A 20,395-nucleotide genomic window follows, 5' to 3' on the forward strand; every position below is an offset into this window, starting at 1 on the left:
GCCGGGGTCAGGCCCGCCCGAGCAGCGCCACGCACTCCATGTGGTGGGTCATCGGGAACGCGTCGAACGCGCGCAGCTCCCGCAGCGGGTAGCCGTGCTCGGCGAACAGCGCGACGTCCCGGGCGAGCGCCGCGGGATCGCACGCCACGTGCACGACCCGGTCGGGCTCCCGCTGCGCGATCGCGGCCACGAGGTCGCGGCCCAGCCCGCGCCGCGGCGGATCGGCGACCACGACGTCGGGCCGGTCGGCGAGCCCGGCGAGCGCGTCCTCCACGCGGCCGGAGCGCCAGTCGATCCACGTCAGGTCGGCGAGCGCCCGCTGCCCGTCGGCGACCGACTGCCGGGCCGCCTCCACGACCACGACCCGCCCGTCCGGCCCGACCTGCTCGGCCAGCACCGAGGCGAACAGCCCGGCCCCGCCGAAGAGGTCCCACGCGGTCCCGCCTGCCGGGACCGCGGCCCACTCCCCCACCACCGTCGCCAGGGTGTCCGCCAGCGCCGGGTGGACCTGCCAGAACGTGCCGGGCGACAGCAGCCACTCGCGCCCGGCGGCGCGCGCCACGACGGGCCCGGCGGTGGTCCCGGGGGCGTGCACGATGCCGTCGGCGTCGACCACCACCTCGATCTCCGCGCCCGGCCGGTGCCGCCGCTCCAGCACCGGCGGCAGCACCCCGACCGGGGTGAGCGGGCAGTCGGCGATCGGCAGGACGTCGTGGCTGCGGTGCGCGCGCAGCCCGGCCCGGCCCAGATCGTCGACGGCCAGCCGCACCCGGGTGCGCCAGCCGAGCTGGCCGCCGGGCAGCGCCTCCACCGGCACCTCGCGGTCGAGCCCGGCCAGCCGGCGCAGCTGCTCGGCGAGCACCGCGGCCTTCAGCTCGCGCTGCGCGTCGGAGCGGGCGTGCTGCAGGTCGCAGCCGCCGCACCCGCCGGGCCGGGCCCACGGGCACACCGGTTCCACCCGCTGCGGCGACGGTTCGAGCACCGCGACCGCGTCGGCCCGGCAGAACGTCCCGCCACCGTCCTCGGTGACGACCGCGTGCACCCGCTCCCCGGGCAGGGCGTGGCGCACGAACACCACCCGGCCCTCGTGCCGGGCGACGCAGTGCCCGCCGTGGGCGACCGGGCCCACCTCGAGCTCCAGGACGCGGTCGGTCCAGCGCAGCGTCCCGGTCACGGCCGTGCGCCCGCCGTGGGCCGCTCCTCGGAGCCGGCTCCGGTGTCGCCGCCGGCCCCGTCGGTGCCGAAGCCGCGGCGGGTGTCGCCCGGTGCGCTCTCCGGGCGGCGCTGCGCGGCCCGCGCCGAGGATCTCAGCTGCCAGGGCACGCTCGTCACCATCACGCCGGGCGTGAACAGCAGCCTGCCCTTGAGCCGCAGCGCGCTCTGGTTGTGCAGCAGCTGCTCCCACCAGTGCCCGACCACGTACTCCGGGATGAACACGGTGACCACATCGCGGGGGTTGTCGGTGCGGATGCGCTTGACGTAGTCCAGCACCGGCTTGGTGATCTCGCGGTACGGCGACTCCACCACCTTGAGCGGGATCGGGATCTTCCGCTTCTCCCATTCGCGCATCAGCCGCTTGGTGTCGGCGTCGTCGACGTTGACCGTCAGCGCCTCCAGCAGATCGGGCCGGGTCGCCCGGGCGTAGGCGACGGCCCGCAGCGTCGGCTTGTGCACCGTCGAGACGAGCACGATCGCGTGGTTGCGCGACGGCAGGACGGTGTCGCCCTCGCCGGGGGCCAGCTCGGCCGCCACCCGGTCGTAGTGCCGGCGGATCGCGATCATCAGCAGGTAGAAGCAGACCATCCCGGCGATCGCGATCCACGCTCCGCGGGTGAACTTCGTGATCAGCACGATCACCAGCACGGTCCCGGTCATCACCGCGCCGAACCCGTTGATGGCCCGCGAGCGCAGCATCCGCCGACGCGCGACCGGGTCGGTCTCGGTGGCCAGCAGCCGGGTCCAGTGCCGCAGCATGCCGGTCTGGCTCAGCGTGAACGAGGTGAACACGCCGACCGTGTAGAGCGCGATCAACCGGCTGACCTCCGCCTGGAAGCCGACGACCAGCACGATCGCGATGCCGGCCAGCACCAGGATGCCGTTGGAGTAGGCGAGCCGGTCGCCGCGGGTGTGCAGCTGGCGGGGCAGGTAGCGGTCCTGCGACAGGATCGAGCCGAGCACCGGGAACCCGTTGAAGGCGGTGTTGGCCGCCAGCACCAGGATCAGCGCGGTGCACAGCACCACGAACACGAAGCCCGGCCGGAAGTGGTCGAACACGGTCTGGGCCAGCTGGGCGACCAGCGTGTGCTGGACGTAGCCGGGCGGGGCGCCGACGAACTGCTGGTCCGGGAACTGCGCCAGCTTCGCCCCGGTCAGCATCGCCAGCGCGATGATGCCGGAGAACATCAGCACGGAGATCGTGCCGAGCAGCAGCAGGGTGGTGGCGGCGTTGCGGGACTTCGGCTTGCGGAACGCCGGCACCCCGTTCGAGATCGCCTCGACGCCGGTGAGCGCGGCCGCGCCCTGGGTGAACGAGCGCATCACCAGCAGCACCAGCGCGAGGCCGGTGAACGCGTCGCCCTCGGCGACCAGCTCCAGGTCCGCGCTCGGCGCGGCCAGCGGCTCGCCGAGGATCAGGATGCGGGTGAGCCCCCAGACGACCATGGCGCCGATCCCGGCGATGAACGCGTAGGTCGGGATCGCGAACGCCACGCCCGACTCGCGCACGCCGCGCAGGTTCATCGCGGTGAGCAGCAGGATCGCGGCCACCGCGAACGCCACCCGGTGCTGCGCCACGAACGGCACCAGCGCGCCGATGTTGGCCGCTGCCGAGGAGATCGACACAGCGACGGTGAGCGTGTAATCGACCAGCAGCGCACTGGCCACCGTGAGGCCGGCGCGGCGGCCGAGGTTGACCGTGGCCACCTCGTAGTCGCCGCCGCCCGACGGGTAGGCGTGGACGTTCTGCCGGTAACTGGTGACCACCGTGAGCAGCACGACCACCACCGCGAGCCCGACCCACGGCGCGATCGCGTAGGCCGCGATCCCCGCCACCGACAGGGTCAGGAAGATCTCCTCCGGCGCGTACGCCACCGACGACATCGCGTCCGAGGCGAAGATCGGCAGCGCCACCCGCTTCGGGAGGAGCGTGTGTGCGATGCGGTCGCTGCGCTGCGGCCGCCCCACCAGGATCCGCTTGACCGCGACGCCGAACCGGGACACGGCGCGAAGCGTATGCCGCGCGGGTGGCAGTTGAGCAGGCACCGTCGCCGACCTGTGTCCTGCGCGCTACCGTTTCCGGTCGTGTACGTCGTGATCATGGGGTGCGGCCGCGTCGGGGCCGCGCTGGCCGGCGGGCTGGAGCGGCTCGGCCACGAGGTCGCGGTGATCGACCGCGACGCCCAGGCCTTCCGCAGGCTCGGCGCCGACTTCCGCGGCCGCCAGGTGGTCGGTCAGGGGTTCCACCGCGACGTGCTGATCGAGGCCGGGGTGGAGCGCGCGGACGCGTTCGCCGCCGTGTCCAGCGGCGACAACTCCAACATCATCTCCGCGCGGGTGGCCCGCGAGACCTTCGGCATCGAGCGGGTGGTGGCCCGCATCTACGACGCCAAGCGCGCCGCCGTGTACGAGCGGCTGGGCATCCCCACGGTCGCGACCGTGCCGTGGAGCACCGACCGGCTGATGCGGATGCTGCTGCCCGACGGCGTCGCGTCGGCGTGGCGGGACCCGACCGGCACCGTCGCGATCCTGCCGCTGCCCGTCCACGAGGAGTGGGTGGGCCGCCCCATCCGCGAGCTGGAGGCCGCCACCGGGTGCCGGGTCGCGTTCATCGTCCGGTTCGGCACCGGGCTGCTGCCCAAGTCGGACACCGCCGTCCAGGCCGAGGACACCGTCTACGTCGCCGCCCTGTCGGGCACGATCGGCGAGGTCACCGCTGCCGCGGCCGCCCCGCCGCAGGAGAGCTGAAGGCATGCGCGTCGCGATCGCCGGGGCCGGTGCAGTGGGCCGGTCCATCGCCCTCGAACTGATCGAGAACGACCACCAGGTCATGCTCATCGAGCGCGAGCTCGCCAACATCGAGCCCGAGGCCGTCGAGCAGGCCGAGTGGGTGCACGCGGACGCGTGCGAGCTGGCGTCCCTGGAGGAGGCCAGCCTGGAGACCTGCGACGTCGTCATCGCCGCCACCGGCGACGACAAGGTCAACCTCGTCGTGTCGCTGCTGGCCAAGACAGAGTTCGCGGTGCGCCGCGTCGTCGCCCGGGTGAACGACCCGCGCAACGAGTGGCTGTTCACCGAGAACTGGGGCGTCGACGTCGCGGTGTCCACGCCGCGGCTGCTCGCCGCGCTCGTCGAGGAGGCCGTGGCCGTCGGCGACCTGGTGCGGCTGATGACGTTCCGGCAGGGGCAGGCCAACCTCGTCGAGGTCACGCTGCCCGACGACACCCCGCTGGCCGGCAAGCCGGTGCGCTCGCTGTCCCTGCCGCCGGACTCAGCGCTGGTGGCGATCCTGCGCGGCAGCCGGGTGATCGTCCCGCAGGCCGACGACGCCCTCGAGCCGGGCGACGAGCTGGTGTTCGTCGCCTCCTCGGCGGTGGAGGACGAGATCCACGCGGCGATCCACGGCCGCTGAGGCCGGACGGTCAGGTGAGGGCGTTGCGGCGGTGCGCCCTGCGCACGGCCCAGATCGTGCCGAGCAGCGCCAGCCCGAACAAGGGGTAGCCCATCGCCAGGCGGGCCACGCCGAGCCAGGTCTCCTCGTTGGCGTCGTAGAGCAGCCCCTGGACGACCACCCGGGCGCCGAACACGAGCGTCCACAGACCGGTGGCCAGCATGTAGGCCCGGCGCAGCGCGGCGTCGGAGCGCCAGCCCATGCCGTCGCCGTTGATGCCGTGCCAGATCACCCCGGCCAGCGGCCAGCGGGCGATCATCGACACCAGGAACGCCAGGAACAGCCCCGCCGACAGCAGCAGACCCGGCAGGTAGAAGCCGCGGGCCTCACCGGTGCGGTTCGCGATGAACGCCGCGACGCCCACGCCCAGCAGGCCCGAGATCGCGGGCTGCAGCGCCTCCCGGCGCGCGATCCGCCAGATCGTCACCAGCACGGCGGCGCCGATCGCCCCGAAGAGGGCAGCCTGCAGCCCGGCCGCGATGTTGACGACGACGAACACCGCCACCGGGATCGACGAGGCGATGATCCCGGGGATCCCGCCCATCTGCTCCATGACGGTCGGGAACTCGCGTTCCCGGCGCTGCGGCTGATCGGCCTGCGACTGATCGGGTCGGTCGGTGGCAGGATCGGTCATGGAGCCTTCCGGGTCGCCGATCGATCAGGCCTCGCTCGCCTGACAGATCTCGTAATACGGGTTGTAGATGACCTTGCGGCCATCGCGCACGGCCAACCGCCCGCGGGCCCGCACGGTGCGGCCCGGCTCGATGCCGGGGATCCGTCGACGACCCATCCAGATCAGCGTGACTCCGTCGGTGCCGTCGAACAGCTCGGCCTCGAGCGACGCGTGTGCGTCGGGCGAGCAGAACTCGACGGTGCGGAGCCTACCGAACACCGTGACCTCCTGACCGGAGGCGCACGCGGCGGCGGGTTGGGCCCCTTCCCGCGCGGCTCCTGCGGAGAGGTCATCGGCGTCGAGCTGCTCCACGTCGCTGGTCAGCCGCCGCAGCATCCGACGGAAGGTGCCGGCCTCGGTGCCACCCATCTCGCTCCCAAGTACCTATCGGCCCTGCGTCGGGCCTCTAGGGTGTTCAGCGTAACCCTGCTGAAACGGTCCCACGTGTCGCTGGATTCCGCAGACCGGGGCGCCGCTCCCGGCTCCACCCGTTCGGCCGACGAGCGGTCGATCCGCCGCGGTGTGCGGGCGGTGCTGCTGCCCGGTTCGGGCTCGGACGAGCGCTTCGTCCGGAACGTCTTCTCCGCCGTTCTGCGTGCGTTCGGGATCACACCTGTGACGCCCGTCCCACGGCCCGGGCCGGGCGTGGTCGACGGGTACCGGGCCGCGCTCGACGCCGCCGCGGCGGAGCCGGGGGCCCTGCTCGTGGGCGGGATCTCGCTGGGTGCGCACGTCGCGACGGCGTGGGCGGTCCGCCACCGCGCGGAGCTGGGTGAGCGTCTGCGCGGCGTCCTGGTCGCACTGCCGGCGTGGACGGGCGCGGCCGACGGGGCGCCGGCGGCGCTGGCCGCCCGCGCCACCGCGAGCCTCGTCCGGGTCGGTGGGGTGGAGGCAGCGCTGGCCGAGGCGGCCGCGGGCGCACCGGCGTGGCTCGCGGCGGAGCTGCGCCGGGCGTGGCCGAGGTACGGCGCGGGGCTCGCCCCGGCGCTGGAGGCGGCGGCCGCCGAGCCGGCCCCGACCGCTTCGGAGCTCGCCCGACTGGACGTGCCGGTCGGCGTCGCCGCGCTCACCGACGACCCGGTGCATCCCCTCCCGGTCGCCCGCACCTGGTACGCCGCGCTCCCCCGCGCCGCGCTCGACACGGAGACGCTGGCGGCGTTCGGCGCCGACCCGGGCGTCGTCGGCCGGGCGGCCGTGCTGGGGTGGCTGCGCGCCGGTGGGAACCCCGCCGGCTGACGGCGGTCAGACGCCGGTCGGCTGGTCGGGGTCGGGTCGGCTGCGGCGGCGCCGCGGGGTCACGGAGCCGCGCCCGGCCTTCTGGGCCAGCTCGGCCACCGTCAGGCGGGTGCCGGACCGGTCGGCGCGGCGGCGGCCGCCACCCGACTCGTACTGCTCGGTGCCGTTGTGCTCGGTGCCGTTGTGCTCGGTGCCGATCGGCGTGCTGGTCGGCGCAGTGCTGGTCGACTCGACCCGACGCTCCTCGGGCGTCCGCACCGGTTTCGCCGGCCCGCCGCTGCCGGGCCAGCCCGCGGTCCAGCCGGCGAACGGGGCCGGCGTGCGACGCTCGCCCCCGGTCTTCGAGGAGGCCGGGGCGGACGGCTCGTCAGCGCCCGATCCGGCACCCGATCCGGGGGTCGAGGCGAGGGTCGAGGCAGAGGCTGATGCGGGGGGCGGATCGGGTCGCAAGCCCCGGCTGGCGGCCCGCAGCCGCTGCGCGGTCCGCTCCGCCTCCGACAGCCCATCGGCGGGCGGGGCGGCCGATGCCGGGGCGTCCCAGCCGAACGTGTCCGCGGCGGGGCGCGCGGCCGTCTCCTCGGCCGCGGGCTTCTCGTGCCGGGCCCGCCGCCGTGAGCCACCGTCCCCGTTCTGGGCCGGGGTCGTCCAGTCCAGCCAGGGCGACGACGCCGCGTCCGGGTCCATCGCCACCCCGTTCACCTCGTCCTCCGCCCCGCTACCCGGGTCGGGGTCCTCCGCAGGCGCGGCCGGCACCGCGTGCAGCCCCGCCGAGACCGCGTACAGGCCCGTCGACGGAGTGTCGGCACTCCGGTCCGGCCACGCCGCGCCCGCAGCCACCCCTCGTTCCGCCGGTTCTGCCGGATCGGTGGCGCGGCGGGGCGGCTCCCCGAACGCGGGCCCGCCGGTCCGGTCCGGTCCGGGCTCGCCCCGCTCGGCGGCCCTGGCGCGGCGCCGTGCGGTGAACGGGTCGAGTCCGGTGTCCGGGACGGCGGTGTCGTCCGTGGCGACGGTGTCGAACCGGGACGTGTCCGGGCCCGCGGCCGGCGCGGGCCCGCCGTCGACTCCCGGTTCGTCCTGCTCATCGGCGCCGTGCCGGCCGCCGGTGCGGTCGACGGGTTCGGGTAGGCCGTACCGCTCCCAGAACGACGTCGCCGGTTCGGAGTCCGCCGGTTCGGAGTCCGCGAGCTCGGTCGCCGAATGCACTGTGTCCGCCGGCACTGTGTCCGCCGGCGCTGTGTCCGCCGGCGCTGTGTCCACCGGTGCCGGGTCGGCGGCGGCGTCGGCCCGTTCGGCGACGGCCCGGTCGAGCTCCTGGCGGGCCCACTCCGTCCAGTCGACGGGAGACGCCGCAGTGGTGGACGCGGCGGCGTCGACGGGGGCGGCTTCGGTGCCGACGGCCTCCCACGCGGTGGTGACGCCGGGCTCGTCGCGCCAGCGGGTCTCCTCCTGCGGCGGCACCGAGCCGAACGGCTCAGCCGCCGCGGTGTCCAACCCCACCCCGAGCGCGGGCTCGGGTTCGGGTGCGGGCTCGCTCGGCCGGGCCGGGCGGTCCCACCCGAAGAACGCGTCGATGCCGTCGTCCGCGGGGCGGGGCGGCACGGTCGGCAGCCGGGTCGTGACCGGCGGCTCCTCGGCCACCGGGTCCCCGATCGGGTCCGCGACCGGGGCGGGTGCCGCGACCGGGGCGTCCGGCACCGGCTCGGGCCAGGTGTCCCGCGGCGGGACGGCGGGCCCCGGATCGGGGGTCTCCCCGCGGATCGCGCTGAGCAGGATCGGCTGGGTGATCTCCGCGGCCACCTCGGCGATCGGCGGCCCGGAGCGCCGCCGGGCGGCGGGCTGGCCGGCGGTCCACTCCGGCGTGCGGGGCCGCCCGGTGGCCTCGTCGATCGGCCACGCCGACGTGTCCGGCCCCACCGTGGCCGGACCACCCACTGCGGCCGGCTCCTCGGCCGGCGGGACGCCGGTCGCCGGGGCATCGGTCACGCGCCCGCCCATCGCCGGCTCCGCCTCGGGCACAGGGGCACCCGCCGCAGGGACACGTGACACAGGCGCACCGGACGCAGGAGCGCCGGGCGCAGGAGCGGACGGCGGCGGGGCGGGTTGCTGCTCGGCCGGCGCGACCGGCGCCGCCGCAGCAGCGGGCGGCTCCGGCTCCGGCAACGTGTCCGGCACGGTCAACGGCAGCACCGTCCGCGGCGGGTACGGCGCCTTCCCCCGCACGACGACGAGCCCGCGCAGCAGCTCTCGCAGCTGGGCGTCGAGCGCGGGCTGCTGCTCGGTCGGCCCGGTCGCTACGCCGTAGACCATCCAGCGGGGCCCGTCGACGCCGATGAACACCGACGTGGCCGCGCCGGTGGTGGCGACCAGCTCGCGACCCCACTCGCCCTTGGACGAACGCACCCGCGCGCCGCCCTCGCGCAGCGACGCGACGATCTCCTTGGCCAGGTCCGGCCACAGCTTCGACGACTTCGGCGCCGCGAGGGCGCTCACCGACAGCCGCCCGCCGGGCACGTTGATGGTGACCGCCTGCGTCTTCCCGCTGCCGGCGGGTTCGACGTGCACGCGGCCGGCGGGCGGGATCGGCACCCGCAGGGCGCCGAAGTCGTGCACGTTCGGGGCGGCGGAGACGGCGGGATCGGCGTCGTCGACGTCGTACGGGCCGTACTGCGGCATCGGCCGGGGATGCTCGGCGGTGTACGACCCGGTGCGTTCGGCGGTGCGCAGCGCGGCACCACCCCGGCGGGATCCAGTGCGAGAACCCACTACGGCGTCACCCCGTCGGTGAGCGCCGCATGGCCGCCGGTCGACCCGTGGCCGCCGGTGCCGCGCTCGGACTCCGGCAGGGCGTCGACCTCCACGAAGCGCACCTCCTCGACGCGCTGCACGACGAGCTGCGCGATCCGGTCGCCGCGCTTGAGCACGATCCCCTCGCGCGGGTCGAGGTTCACCAGGCACACCTTGATCTCGCCGCGGTAGCCCGAGTCGACGGTCCCGGGCGCGTTCACGATCGACAGCCCGCTGCGGAACGCCAGGCCGGAGCGGGGGTGGACGAAGCCCGCGTAGCCGCGCGGCAGCGCGATGGCGATGCCGGTGCCGACGAGCGCCCGCTCACCGGGCGCCAGTACGACGTCGGTCGTGGTGTGCAGGTCGACACCAGCGTCGCCGGGCCGCGCGTAGGCGGGCACGGGCAGGCCGGGATCGAGCCTGGTCAGGAGCACATCGATCGGGGCGCCTGCGGTGGGCGCGACGAACGGTGCGGCGGACGGCTCGTGCGGGGGAGCATCGACGGGGCCGGGCACGACGGGCGAGGCTACCCTCGGTCGGGTGAGGGAGCAGCAGAACCGCGCAGCGGATGCGACGTCCGGCCGCTCCGGGTTCGACGAGCGGTTGTCGGTGCCGTTGTGGTGGTACCTGCCGGCCGTCGGGCTCGGCGTGCTGCTCGGCGCCGAGATCCACATGGGCTATCCGGGCATCCGTTCATGGATCGGGTACGTGACCTTGATCCCACTGTTCGTGCTGGCCCTGGTGTGGCTGGGCCGCTCCCGGGTGCAGGTGACGCAGACCGAGCTGGTCGTCGGTGAGCGGCGCCTGCCGCTCACCGCGGTGGGCCGGGCCGACGTCGTCGAGAAGTCCGGTAAGCAGGAGGCGCTGGGCCCGCAACTGGACCCCACTGCGTACCTGCTGCACCGGCCGTGGATCGGGTCGGTGGTGCGGGTCGAGGTGCTCGACGGCGCCGATCCCGCTCCTTACTGGGTGTTCTCCACGCGCCGGCCGAAGGAGGTCCTCGCCGCGCTCGGGCGCTGATCCGGCGCCGGGACCGAGCCGGGCTCCGGGTACGCCGACACCCCGATCCGAGTCTCGGACCGGGGTGTCCCGGGCACCGGCCCGTCAGCTGGTCAGGCCGCGCAGTCGCGGCAGATGTAGCGGTCGCCGTTCGTCTCGGCCAGCCGGCTGCGGTGGTGCACCAGGAAGCAGCTGGAGCAGGTGAACTCGTCGTCCTGCTTCGGGAGGACCTTGACGGTCAGCTCCTCGCCCGACAGGTCGGCACCGGGCAGCTCGAAGCTCTCCGCGGTCTCCGCCTCGTCGACATCGACCACGGCCGACTGAGCCTCGCTGCGCCGGGCCTTGAGCTCGTCCAGCGAGTCCTCGGCCAGATCGTCGGTCTCACTGCGCCGCGGCGCGTCGTAGTCGGTCGCCATCGTTCCCACCCTCTGCACTGCTACTGGTTCCGTCGTGCCGCTAAGGAACGTCACGGTGCCGCTGTTTGTGCCCGGCGTCCGAGTGACACGAGTCTCATCCGTGTGCGTGACGTTTGCGCGGCCCACGGCCCCCGACACACCATGTCAAGCCCGCCGGGGCGGCAGCAGGGTAGCTCACGCGGTCGGCGCGCCGACGAGTGACACTCCCGCTTCCGGTTAGGGTGCGCTCCGTGGTGCCTCACCGACCCGACGCCGCCGATCGTCCCGCCGTGCCGGCCACGGCGACCCCCGGTACCGAGACTCCGGGTGCCGACCCGGCCGCCGTCGGCGCCTGGCTGGCCGAACAGCTGGGCGACCCGGCTTGGCGGCAGGCGTCGCTGGAGCCGGTCGGCGCCGGCCGCTCCAACCTCACCTACCGCGTCGACAGCCCGGCCGGCTCCGTGGTGCTGCGCCGCCCGCCGGTGGGCGAGGTCGCCGCGACCGCGCACGACATGGGGCGCGAGCAGCGCGTCATCACCGCGCTCGCCGGCACCGACGTCCCCGTGCCGAAGGTGCTCGCCTCCTCTGCGGGCGGTCCGCCCGTCGACGCGCCCTGCTACGTGATGGAGCTCGTGGAGGGCGTCGTACCGCTGGGCGACCTGCCGCCGGGCTGGGCGGAGACCCCGGCGGAGCGGGCCCGAGCCGGCACCGCGCTGGTGGACGTGCTCGCCACGCTGCACGCCGTGGACCCGGACGCGGTCGGGCTCACCGGCTTCGGCCGCCCGGAGGGCTTCATGGCCCGCCAGGTGCGCCGCTGGATGAAGCAGTGGGAGCAGGCTCGCCCGCACCTCACCGCCGCCGACGTGGACGACACCACCGCCGCCCAGCTCACGACGCTCGCCGCCGACCTGGAGGCCGCGGTGCCGCAGGCGCAGCGGTCGGCGATCGTGCACGGCGACTACCGCATCGACAACTGCCTGTTCGACGCCGCCGATCCCGGCCGGATCCGCGCGGTGCTGGACTGGGAGCTGTCGACGCTGGGCGATCCGCTCGCCGACGTGGGCCTGCTGCTCGTCTACTGGCACGAGCCGGACGACGAGCCGATCTGGCGGGCCGCGCAGCACCTGCCCAGCCCCACCTCGCTGCCCGGGTTCCCCACCCGCGCCCAGGTGGCCGCCGCCTACGCCGAGCGCACCGGCCTCGACCTCACCCCCCTGCCCTGGTACGTGGCGTTCGGCGCGTTCAAGCTCGCCGTCGTGCTGCTGGGGATCCTCGCCCGGGTCCGCGCCGGCGTGGTGCCGGCGTCGATGGCCGACGGGCTCGACGGCGCCGCCGCCCCGCTCGTCGCGCTGAGCCGGCACGTGCTCGCCGAGGGACTGCGGTGACCGCGGTGGGGGTCCGGCCGTACCAGCGCCGCCGCCGCGGCCCGATCGTGGCGCTCGTCTCGGTGCTCGCCGTGCTGGCGGCCATCACGTGGACGACCGTGCTGCTGACCTCGACCACCGGCACCGGGCTGCGCTCCTGCCCGTCGCCAGCGGACGGCGCGCCGATCGGCGAGGTGCTGGCCGGGGACGCGCTCGACGACGTCAACCCGGTGCCGGCCGAGGACGTGCAGGTGCGGGTGCTCAACGCCGGCGGCCAGCGCGGCCAGGCGAACCTGGTGGCGGCCCAGCTGAAGGAGTGGGGCTTCACCGAGGCCTCTCCCCCGGCCAACGACCCGCGGTTCCCCGATGGCGACATGGAGTGCGTCGGGCAGCTGCGCTTCGGCGCGGCCGGGGAGGCCGCGGCGAGCACGCTCACCCTCGTGCTGCCGTGCGTGGAGCTGGTCCGCGACGGGCGTGAGGACGCCACCGTCGACGTGTCCGTGGGCACCGCGTTCGGCGACCTGAACCCGCGCCGGTTCTCCGCCGGCCTCGCCGTCCTGGAGGAGCTGGCCGAGCCGCAGCAGGGCACCACCGGCGCCACCAACGCCGACCCGGAGGGGCAGGGCGAGGGGCCCACCGCGCCCGCGGCGGACCCGGCGCTGCTGCAGAAGGCCCGCGACCACCGCTGCTGACCGGTTGTCAGACCTCGGCCGCTCCGTGGCGGCGGAGCAGGTCCGCGAGCTCGTCGGCGACGCCGGGGGCGGCGGCGAACAGCGCGTCCGCCCCGAGCCCGTCGTCCGGCGGCGTCCGGCCCGGCGCTGCGGGGGTCCGCACGACGGCCCCGGCCTCCGCAGCGATGAGGCTCGCCGCGGCCCAGTCCCACCAGTTGCAGCCGTGCTCGAGGTAGCCGTCGATCCAGCCCGCCGCCACCGCGCACAGATCGAGCGCGGCCGACCCGGCCCGGCGGATGTCGCGCACGTCGCCGAGCAGCCCAGCCACCATCGCCGCCTGGCGCAGCCGCCGCTGCGGGCTGTAGGAGAAGCCGGTGCCGAGCAGCGACAGCCGCACGTCGGTCTGCCGGGACACCCGCAGCGGCCGCCCGTCGCAGGTCGCCCCGCCGCCCAGCGCCGCGCTCCACAGCCGGCCCGACTCCGGCTCGATGACCGCCCCGGCGATCGACCGGCCGTCGCGCACGGCGGCCAGCGAGATCGCGTACCAGGGCAAGCCGTAGAGGAAGTTCACGGTGCCGTCGATCGGGTCGACGACCCAGCTGATCCCCGACCGCGCCTGGCCGCCGTGCTCCTCGCCGACGACGTCGTCGCCGGGTCGCAGCTCGGCCAGCCGGGAACGCACCAGCTGCTCGACGGAGTGGTCGGAGGCGGTCACGACATCGGTCGGTGTGCTCTTCGTGTCGACGCCGTCCCCGGGCTCGACCTCCCACGGCCGCGGCAGCCCGCGCAGGTGATCGGCGGCCTCGCGCACGACTTGTTCGGCCGTCGCCCTCAGCTGCGCGGGCTCGTCCGGCGCGCCGTCCTCGGCGCCGGCGAACCCGGCGCCCACGGCGTCGCTGACATTCCTGCTGGTCCCGTCGCCGGCGTGCACGTCCACCCCGCCATCCGACCACAGTCGTGATGCGCCGTTCGACGGGGGTCGGACGCGCCCGGACGGCGAGACGGGTACGGCCCCGCACCCGCAGTTACAATGGTGCGGTACCCCACACGGGACCGCCCCCGATGAGGCCTGGAAGAGCGTCGTCCGACAGGCCCTCGTCCATGTGTCGAGATCACCTCGGCTACGGTGGCAGGCCCGTTCGAACGGCAGATCTGACAGCAGCGAGAGGGCCTAGTGGCAGCCGCAGACTCCGCAAGCCGGACCGAGGACGCCGTCGACTCGACGGCGGCCCTTCCCGCGCGTCGACCCCGCCGGGTGTCGGCGGCCGCGACCTCGACCACCACCGCCAGCAAGGCTGTGCGTGCACCCCGGAAGGCGGGGGCCAAGGCCAAGGCCAAGACCAGTCCCAAGAAGGCCGGCCCGACCGACGACGTCGACGAGCCCGAGCTCGACGGCGACCTCGTCGACGGTGACCTCGAGGACGTCGACGTAGAGCTCGACGACCTCGTCGGCGACGACGACGAGGTCGCCGACGCGGACGACGACGAGGAAGAGGACGAGGAAGAGGACGACGAGGCGATCGCCTCCGGCGAGCCGGTCGCCACGACGTCGGAGCGCCGGTCGAGCTCGAAGTCGAAGTCGTCCAGCGACTTCGTCTGGGACGAGGAGGAGTCCGAGGCGCTGCGGCAGGCGCGCAAGGACGCCGAGCTGACCGCCTCGGCCGACTCGGTCCGCGCCTACCTGAAGCAGATCGGCAAGGTCGCGCTGCTCAACGCGGAGGAGGAGGTCGAGCTCGCCAAACGGATCGAGGCCGGTCTCTACGCCGCCGAGCGGCTGCGCCGGGCGGCCGAGTCGGGCGAGAAGCTCTCGCCGCAGCTGCGCCGAGACCTCAACTGGATCGTCCGCGACGGGGAGCGCGCGAAGAACCACCTGCTGGAGGCGAACCTCCGCCTGGTGGTGTCGCTGGCCAAGCGGTACACCGGCCGCGGGATGGCGTTCCTGGACCTGATCCAGGAGGGCAACCTCGGTCTGATCCGAGCAGTCGAGAAGTTCGACTACACCAAGGGCTACAAGTTCTCCACCTACGCGACGTGGTGGATCCGCCAGGCGATCACCCGCGCGATGGCCGACCAGGCGCGCACCATCCGTATCCCGGTGCACATGGTCGAGGTCATCAACAAGCTCGGCCGCATCCAGCGCGAGCTGCTCCAGGACCTCGGGCGCGAGCCCACGCCCGAGGAGCTCGCCAAGGAGATGGACATCACCCCGGAGAAGGTGCTGGAGATCCAGCAGTACGCCCGGGAGCCCATCTCGCTCGACCAGACCATCGGCGACGAGGGCGACTCGCAGCTGGGTGACTTCATCGAGGACTCCGAGGCCGTCGTCGCGGTCGACGCGGTGAGCTTCACCCTCCTGCAGGACCAGCTGCAGTCGGTGCTCGCCACGCTGTCGGAGCGCGAGGCCGGTGTGGTGCGCCTGCGGTTCGGCCTCACCGACGGCCAGCCGCGCACGCTCGACGAGATCGGCCAGGTGTACGGCGTGACCCGCGAGCGGATCCGCCAGATCGAGTCGAAGACCATGTCGAAGCTGCGGCACCCGTCGCGGTCGCAGGTGCTGCGCGACTACCTGGACTGAGCTGACCGACCGCTCCCGTCGGTACAACTGGATCCACACTGGCCCCACACTGAATCGCGACGAACGGCACTCTCGTCCACTCAGGGTGGACGAGAGTGCCGTTCGTTGCTCTCCAGGGCCGGTTCCGACACCGGTTCAGAGGGGCAGCGGTGCGGCCGCGCCGCGCTGCCCGTGCCCCTCGGCCCCGGCGCCGCAGGTCCACGGCACGAACGCGGCCAGCGGCTTCCCCGGCGGGCTCTCCCCCAGGTAGATGAGCGGTTCCAGCCGGATCCCGGCGCCGGTCTCGTTCGCTGTGCCCAGCCACAGGTCGATGAGCTGGTAGGCCTGCCCGCGCAGGGTGACGACCGTGCGGCCCTGCCCGCCGCAGGAGGTCGCGGAGATGGCGCGGCGGCCGAACGGCGGGGCGCCCCAGTCCGGGTTCTCGTTGCCCGGCGCGGTCCACTCGCCGTCCGGCGCGGTCGCGATCGCGTAGCTGGTCGGGGTGCCGGTGCAGTACCCGCAGTTGGGATCGTTGTAGGTCATGATCCACGACCCGGTGCGGGTATCGCGGTAGGCGCCCGGGGCCTCGGTCCGCACGATGCCGGCGAGGCGGTGCCGCCCGTCCCCCGCTCCCCCGGTCCCGGACGGGGTGAGCCGCTCCGACGACAGCGTCTGGTCGGCCATCGTGCACAGCATCACCGGCGGACGTGGATCGTCCGGCACGATCGAGAAGTCGCCGTTGCCGGTGCAGACGTGCAGCGCGGGCTTCACGACGGCCTCGCCGGAGCCCCCGCACGGACCGGTCGGACCCGCGCAGTGCAGCACGTAGTAGGCGTTGGCCCGCTCCCGTGCGTGGTCGGCTGGTGCGTTGAACCACAGGAGCCACGCCCCGTCGTCCGGGCCCCAGCCGGAGCGGCGGACCATCCTCGGGTTGAAGCAGCCCAGCCCGGTGTCGCCGCAGAGCGCCTGCCAGGTCCGCTGCGCAGAGGGGCTGACCTCGTCCGGGGAGAAGAGCCGCACCGGTGCCGTCCAGGGACCGGAGAGGCTGCGGGCCCGCGACACCCCGAACCCGCACCACGGCGACGGCGCGCCCCAGGTGAACCCGCAGCCGTACATCGTCCCGTAGAAGTGGAACACGCCGTCGACCTCGACGATGGTGCCGTCGTGCAGGTCGAGCCCGGTGATCGTCACCCCGGCCGGGGTCTGCGCCGCGTGCGCGGTCGCGGGAACGACCCCGAGCGCGACGATCGTCACGAGCACGGCCACAACGCGTGCGCTCCAGCCCGCCGCCATGCCGCCACCTTCTCAGCGCCGAGGGCGGGCGACGGCGAGGTTCACCCGCCCGATCGGGCGCTACACCGGGGGCAGCACGTGCAGGTTGGGCTCCTGGGCCGCTTCCGCCAGCTCCGGCATCTCGACGACCTCGATCCCGGCCGCCGCCAGCACCGCGATCCCCTGCGCGCCGGTGACGAACACGTCGGGCTCCCGCCAGGCGAACACGACGCGGCGGATGCCGGAGGCGACGATCAGCTCGGCGCACGTCCGCGGCCGCGACGCTCGCCGCCCGCACGGCTCCAGCGTCGAGTACAGGGTGGCGCCGGACAACCGGGGATCGTCCGGGGCGACCCGGGACAGCGCGGACTCCTCCGCGTGCACCTGGCCGTCGACGTCCCGCGACCATCCGCGGGCGATCTCCCTGCCCTCCGCGTCGACGATCACCGCACCGACGGCGAACGCCGCGTCGCTGCGTGGGCTGCGGTGCGCCAGCTCGATCGCCAGACGCATCCAGCGGCCGTCGTCCTGCACCCCGCCACCGTAGCCCGGGTCGCCGGACACCCTGCGGGCGCTCCGTCCGGGGCACTAGCATCCGGCCCATGGTGAGGCCCCTGTCGAGGACCGTGTCCGTGACGGACGACGATCGCTCCCGGGTCGCTCAGCTGCTCCAGACGGCGTGCGGTGAAGGCCGCATCGGCCTGGACGAGTTCAGTGCGCGCGTCGGCACGGCGTGGCAGGCCGAGACGGCGGGCGAGCTGGCCCGCGCGACGGCCGGGCTCGTGCCGTCCCGCGAACGGACCGGCCGGTCGCCGCGGACGTGGCTGCGCTCGCTCACGGCGTTCGGCTCCCGCAACGTGGAGATCCGCAACGCCGAGCCGGACGGGGTCGTGGAGATCAACGGCACCTGCCTGTTCGGTGACGTCAACCTCACGGTGCCCGCCGGTGTCGCCGTCGAGGTGCGCGGCATGTCGCTCGGCGGCACGCAGGACATCGCGGTCGACGCGGCCCCGCCCACCCACGGCACCCCGGTCGTGAAGGTCGGCGTGCACCTGCTGTTCGGCACCCTGCGGATCACCCAGCGCGACCCGGACGAGCGGGCGATGCCGGTGATCCAGGCGGGCGCCTAGGGCTGCACCGGCTCACGGCGGGCCACCGCGCGCAGGATGTCGCGCCGGGTGACGATCCCCACCAGCTCCCCGTCGTCGAAGATCGGCACCGACCGGAACCGCTCCTCGAGCATCATCTCGGCGACGTCGGCCAGGTCGTCCTCCGGGCCGAACCTCGTCGGTGTGCGCGTCATGACGCTCGAGACCCGCTTCCCGCGCAGGTCCTCGGCCGGCCAGCCCTCGGGCCGGACGTTGCCGCGCAGGAGATCGGCCTCGGTCACGATGCCCACCACACGGCCCTGTTCGTCCAGCACCGGCGCCGCGGTGAACCCGTGCGAGACCAGCAACGCCGCCGCGGCCTCGATCGGCGTGTCCTCCTTCACCGTGATCACCGGGCTGCTCATCACGTCACGCGCTCTCATCGTCGGTTCCCCTTCGCGGTCCACCTGGCCCGAGCGTGCGCCCGGAGGGGCCGGGACGGCAGGGGCCAGGGGCCCGCGACGCGACGGCGGAAGGACCCGGGCGGGCGGCGCACCGGCGTGGTCAGGTCAGCCGACCTGCCAGGCGGTCCACTTCTCCGCCGCCGCGGCCTGGTTCTTCGCCCACCAGTCGGGGTCCTGCAGCACCACGGTGCCGTGGTCGCCCTCGAGGAACGGGTTGAACAGCTTCCCGGACTCGGTGAACTCCACCGTGCTGAGGTCGATGTCGTCGCGCACCGGTGTGAGACCGCTCAGCTCGGCGAAGGTGCGCAGCTGCTCCGGCTCCAGTGCGAACGCGATCGCCTCCTTCGCCGCCGCCGCGTTCGGCGCCCCCTTGGGCACGACGAACGCGTCGTAGTCCCAGCTGGTGAAGTCCCAGACGGGCGTCAGGTCGGCGCCGCTGTCGCGGATGATCGCCAGCCGGCCGCTGAGGGTGAGCGTCATGGTGGCCTGCTTGTTCACCAGGTTCTGCTGCAGCGCGGTGAACGACGGCGCGAAGATGATCTCCGACTTGATCGTGCCCAGCTTGGCCAGTGCCCGTTCGACGTCGAGCGGGTAGAGCTGGTCCGGCGGTACGCCGTCGGCGACGAGGGCGGCCTCGAGGATGCCCTTCGGCGAACCTCCGTAGACGACCCGCTTGCCGGGGAAACGGGCGACGTCGAAGAAGTCCTTGATCGACGTCGGCACGTCCCCCGTGTAGACCGATGCGTCGTAGGCGAAGTCGGTCGCGTACTTCGTCGCGGGCACCGAGCAGTCCGTGACGGTCCCCTCCGGCACCTTGTCGACCGGGAACCGGCTGAGGTCGACGGTCTCGAACAGCGTCCCGCAGTGCTGTTTGGCCAGGTACGACCCGGTGTGCACGACGTCCCACACGGTCTGGCCCTGTTCGACCATCGTGTGGAGCTGGCTGATGTAGTTCAGCGACGTCACGTTGTCGAACGTCGCGCCGGTCTTCGCGGTGAACGGCTCCTGGAACGCCTTCTTCTCGTTCTCGGTGGCCTCCCCACCGGTGGTCTGCCAGGTGATGACCGTGTCCGGACCCGCCGGTGCGGACGGGTCCGCACCGGACCCCGATCCGCAGGCCGCGGTCGTCGCCAGGACGACACCCACGACGGCCGCGGACACCAACTTCGTCGGCCTCATTGCCCCACTCCTCCTCGTCGAGTCCGAGGTCCCGCTCGCTCGGTCGGACGACGGGATGACACTCTGCATCGCGAACACATTGTTCGCAAGACGAACAGGAGAACCTCCTGCACAGTGGGCCCGTCGCGCGGCGGCGGGGCCTGGCGGCTGCACGCTCCACACGCGTGCGCACATTCGTACCTGATGTCGGACTGTCAGACAAACATCACCTGACTTGCATTGACGTCCGACTGGTCGCTCCGCTACCGTCCTCATCCGTCGCTCATAACGCGACATATATCCCGTAATGCGCAACGCGGCGGAGGGGTCACGTGGGCGAGTCGGAACCGGCCCGCACCGAGGGCGAGGGTCCCGGCGGAGACATCCAGGTGATCGCCCGGATCGCCACCCTGCTCGAGTGCCTGGACCCCGGCTCGCCCTCGCTCGACACCGCCACCACCGCCAAGGTGCTCGGTGTCGGACGGTCCACCGCGCACCGATACCTCGCGTCGCTGGAGAAGCGCGGGCTTCTCCGACGACGCGACGTCACGACCTACGAACCCGGGCCCGCGCTCTGCCGGATCGGGACGCTCGCGCTGGCCCGGCTCGGCGTGGTCGAGGCCGCCGGCCCCGTCATGCACGAGCTGGTGCAGGAGGTCCGCAGCACGGTGGTGCTCAGCGTGTGGGGCGGGCAGGCGCCCGTCGTCGCCCGGGTCGTGCCCGACACCAGCCGGTTCACCACACTGTCGGTGCAGGTCGGGCGCTCGCTGCCGCCCGAGGCCGCGCAGTCGCGCCTGTTCGCCGCCCACCACGCCCGGTCCCGGCGCGTGGGTGGCCGGCTGCGGGTCCTGGACGACGGCCTGATCCCGATCGGTGACCTGCTCGTCGCCCGCCAGGTCTACCCGGGCGGTGGCGTCAAGACGATCGCCGCGCCCGTCCGCACCGCGGACGGGACGATCGTCGCCACGCTCGCCGTCATCGGGATGACCGTCTTCATGCCCGACGACGAGGACGACGTGCTCGTCGAGCGACTCACCGACGCGGTGTCGCGCATCGCCGTGAACTGACCCC

General features: G+C 74.0%; 21 protein-coding genes. 9 read left to right on the plus strand and 12 right to left on the minus strand.

Annotated features, from left to right (window positions below; genetic code table 11):
* Positions 1-7 precede the first annotated feature (7 nt).
* Both BUE41_RS25670 and BUE41_RS25675 read right to left on the minus strand, forming a co-directional pair.
* Positions 8-1,174 (minus strand): class I SAM-dependent RNA methyltransferase, encoded by a 1,167-nt coding sequence (locus tag BUE41_RS25670; RefSeq protein ID WP_073459897.1) that lies wholly within the window; start codon positions 1,172-1,174, stop codon positions 8-10.
* Positions 1,171-3,219, minus strand: a complete 2,049-nt coding sequence (locus BUE41_RS25675) for an APC family permease (RefSeq protein WP_073459898.1) — start codon at positions 3,217-3,219, stop codon at positions 1,171-1,173. The genes BUE41_RS25670 and BUE41_RS25675 overlap by 4 nt, the downstream gene beginning before the upstream one ends.
* Positions 3,220-3,300: 81 nt before the next feature.
* Here BUE41_RS25675 and BUE41_RS25680 point away from each other — a divergent pair, with 81 nt between their 5' ends.
* Both BUE41_RS25680 and BUE41_RS25685 read left to right on the plus strand, forming a co-directional pair.
* On the plus strand, positions 3,301-3,963 hold the full coding sequence (locus BUE41_RS25680) for a potassium channel family protein (protein ID WP_073459899.1): 663 nt from the start codon (positions 3,301-3,303) through the stop codon (positions 3,961-3,963).
* A gap of 4 nt (positions 3,964-3,967) precedes the next feature.
* On the plus strand, positions 3,968-4,627 hold the full coding sequence (locus tag BUE41_RS25685; protein ID WP_073459900.1) for a potassium channel family protein: 660 nt from the start codon (positions 3,968-3,970) through the stop codon (positions 4,625-4,627).
* Positions 4,628-4,637: 10 nt separating this feature from the next.
* Here the strand turns inward: BUE41_RS25685 and BUE41_RS25690 are convergent, their stop codons facing one another.
* Both BUE41_RS25690 and BUE41_RS25695 read right to left on the minus strand, forming a co-directional pair.
* Positions 4,638-5,300: a DUF3159 domain-containing protein gene (locus BUE41_RS25690; RefSeq protein WP_073459901.1), complete on the minus strand. Its 663-nt coding sequence runs from the start codon at positions 5,298-5,300 to the stop codon at positions 4,638-4,640.
* Positions 5,301-5,324: 24 nt separating this feature from the next.
* On the minus strand, positions 5,325-5,708 hold the full coding sequence (locus tag BUE41_RS25695) for an OB-fold nucleic acid binding domain-containing protein (protein WP_073459902.1): 384 nt from the start codon (positions 5,706-5,708) through the stop codon (positions 5,325-5,327).
* Positions 5,709-5,783: 75 nt separating this feature from the next.
* On the opposite strand from BUE41_RS25695, the gene BUE41_RS25700 reads away from it, so the two are divergent.
* Positions 5,784-6,575 carry an alpha/beta hydrolase gene (locus tag BUE41_RS25700; RefSeq protein ID WP_327194787.1) on the plus strand — a complete coding sequence of 264 codons (792 nt, stop codon included), beginning with the start codon at positions 5,784-5,786 and terminating at the stop codon, positions 6,573-6,575.
* Positions 6,576-6,581: 6 nt separating this feature from the next.
* Here BUE41_RS25700 and BUE41_RS25705 read toward each other — a convergent pair whose 3' ends face one another.
* Together BUE41_RS25705 and dut are read right to left on the minus strand one after the other, a co-directional pair.
* Positions 6,582-9,338: a DUF3710 domain-containing protein gene (locus BUE41_RS25705; protein WP_073459903.1), complete on the minus strand. Its 2,757-nt coding sequence runs from the start codon at positions 9,336-9,338 to the stop codon at positions 6,582-6,584.
* Positions 9,338-9,799, minus strand: coding sequence for a dUTP diphosphatase (gene dut / locus BUE41_RS25710; RefSeq protein WP_073459970.1), 462 nt, complete (start codon positions 9,797-9,799; stop codon positions 9,338-9,340). The genes BUE41_RS25705 and dut overlap by 1 nt, the downstream gene beginning before the upstream one ends.
* Before the next feature lie 100 nt (positions 9,800-9,899).
* Between dut and BUE41_RS25715 the strand changes: the two genes are divergently transcribed.
* Positions 9,900-10,379, plus strand: a complete 480-nt coding sequence (locus BUE41_RS25715) for a DUF3093 domain-containing protein (RefSeq protein WP_073459904.1) — start codon at positions 9,900-9,902, stop codon at positions 10,377-10,379.
* A 92-nt stretch (positions 10,380-10,471) separates the two neighbouring features.
* On the opposite strand, the gene BUE41_RS25720 is transcribed toward BUE41_RS25715, so the two are convergent.
* On the minus strand, positions 10,472-10,774 hold the full coding sequence (locus BUE41_RS25720; protein WP_073459905.1) for a DUF4193 domain-containing protein: 303 nt from the start codon (positions 10,772-10,774) through the stop codon (positions 10,472-10,474).
* Positions 10,775-11,043: 269 nt separating this feature from the next.
* On the opposite strand from BUE41_RS25720, the gene BUE41_RS25725 reads away from it, so the two are divergent.
* Together BUE41_RS25725 and cei are read left to right on the plus strand one after the other, a co-directional pair.
* Positions 11,044-12,138: a phosphotransferase family protein gene (locus tag BUE41_RS25725; protein WP_073459971.1), complete on the plus strand. Its 1,095-nt coding sequence runs from the start codon at positions 11,044-11,046 to the stop codon at positions 12,136-12,138.
* Entirely contained in the window at positions 12,135-12,809 is a 675-nt protein-coding gene (gene cei, locus BUE41_RS25730; protein WP_073459906.1) for an envelope integrity protein Cei, read from the plus strand. Before BUE41_RS25725 ends, cei begins: the two co-directional genes overlap by 4 nt.
* Before the next feature lie 7 nt (positions 12,810-12,816).
* On the opposite strand, the gene BUE41_RS25735 is transcribed toward cei, so the two are convergent.
* Positions 12,817-13,623 carry an inositol monophosphatase family protein gene (locus BUE41_RS25735; RefSeq protein WP_084755871.1) on the minus strand — a complete coding sequence of 269 codons (807 nt, stop codon included), beginning with the start codon at positions 13,621-13,623 and terminating at the stop codon, positions 12,817-12,819.
* A 339-nt stretch (positions 13,624-13,962) separates the two neighbouring features.
* Between BUE41_RS25735 and BUE41_RS25740 the strand changes: the two genes are divergently transcribed.
* Complete coding sequence (locus tag BUE41_RS25740; protein ID WP_073459907.1) at positions 13,963-15,363, plus strand: RNA polymerase sigma factor; 1,401 nt, start codon at positions 13,963-13,965, stop codon at positions 15,361-15,363.
* Positions 15,364-15,498: 135 nt separating this feature from the next.
* On the opposite strand, the gene BUE41_RS25745 is transcribed toward BUE41_RS25740, so the two are convergent.
* Both BUE41_RS25745 and BUE41_RS25750 read right to left on the minus strand, forming a co-directional pair.
* Positions 15,499-16,635, minus strand: a complete 1,137-nt coding sequence (locus BUE41_RS25745; protein ID WP_143172356.1) for a glycoside hydrolase family protein — start codon at positions 16,633-16,635, stop codon at positions 15,499-15,501.
* 60 nt (positions 16,636-16,695) lie between these two features.
* The gene (locus BUE41_RS25750) at positions 16,696-17,178 is read right to left on the minus strand and encodes a deaminase (protein ID WP_234997583.1); all 483 of its coding nucleotides are present in this window, start codon (positions 17,176-17,178) and stop codon (positions 16,696-16,698) included.
* A gap of 68 nt (positions 17,179-17,246) precedes the next feature.
* Between BUE41_RS25750 and BUE41_RS25755 the strand changes: the two genes are divergently transcribed.
* The gene (locus BUE41_RS25755) at positions 17,247-17,744 is read left to right on the plus strand and encodes a DUF1707 SHOCT-like domain-containing protein (protein ID WP_073459909.1); all 498 of its coding nucleotides are present in this window, start codon (positions 17,247-17,249) and stop codon (positions 17,742-17,744) included.
* On the opposite strand, the gene BUE41_RS25760 is transcribed toward BUE41_RS25755, so the two are convergent.
* Both BUE41_RS25760 and BUE41_RS25765 read right to left on the minus strand, forming a co-directional pair.
* Positions 17,741-18,145 (minus strand): CBS domain-containing protein, encoded by a 405-nt coding sequence (locus tag BUE41_RS25760; protein ID WP_084755838.1) that lies wholly within the window; start codon positions 18,143-18,145, stop codon positions 17,741-17,743. The two genes, BUE41_RS25755 and BUE41_RS25760, sit on opposite strands and share 4 nt — an antisense overlap.
* Positions 18,146-18,271: 126 nt before the next feature.
* The gene (locus BUE41_RS25765; RefSeq protein WP_159444967.1) at positions 18,272-19,345 is read right to left on the minus strand and encodes an extracellular solute-binding protein; all 1,074 of its coding nucleotides are present in this window, start codon (positions 19,343-19,345) and stop codon (positions 18,272-18,274) included.
* Positions 19,346-19,656: 311 nt separating this feature from the next.
* Between BUE41_RS25765 and BUE41_RS25770 the strand changes: the two genes are divergently transcribed.
* Positions 19,657-20,391, plus strand: a complete 735-nt coding sequence (locus tag BUE41_RS25770; protein ID WP_073459912.1) for an IclR family transcriptional regulator — start codon at positions 19,657-19,659, stop codon at positions 20,389-20,391.
* Positions 20,392-20,395: the final 4 nt, after the last annotated feature.

This window comes from Pseudonocardia thermophila (assembly GCF_900142365.1).
Lineage (GTDB): Bacteria > Actinomycetota > Actinomycetes > Mycobacteriales > Pseudonocardiaceae > Pseudonocardia > Pseudonocardia thermophila.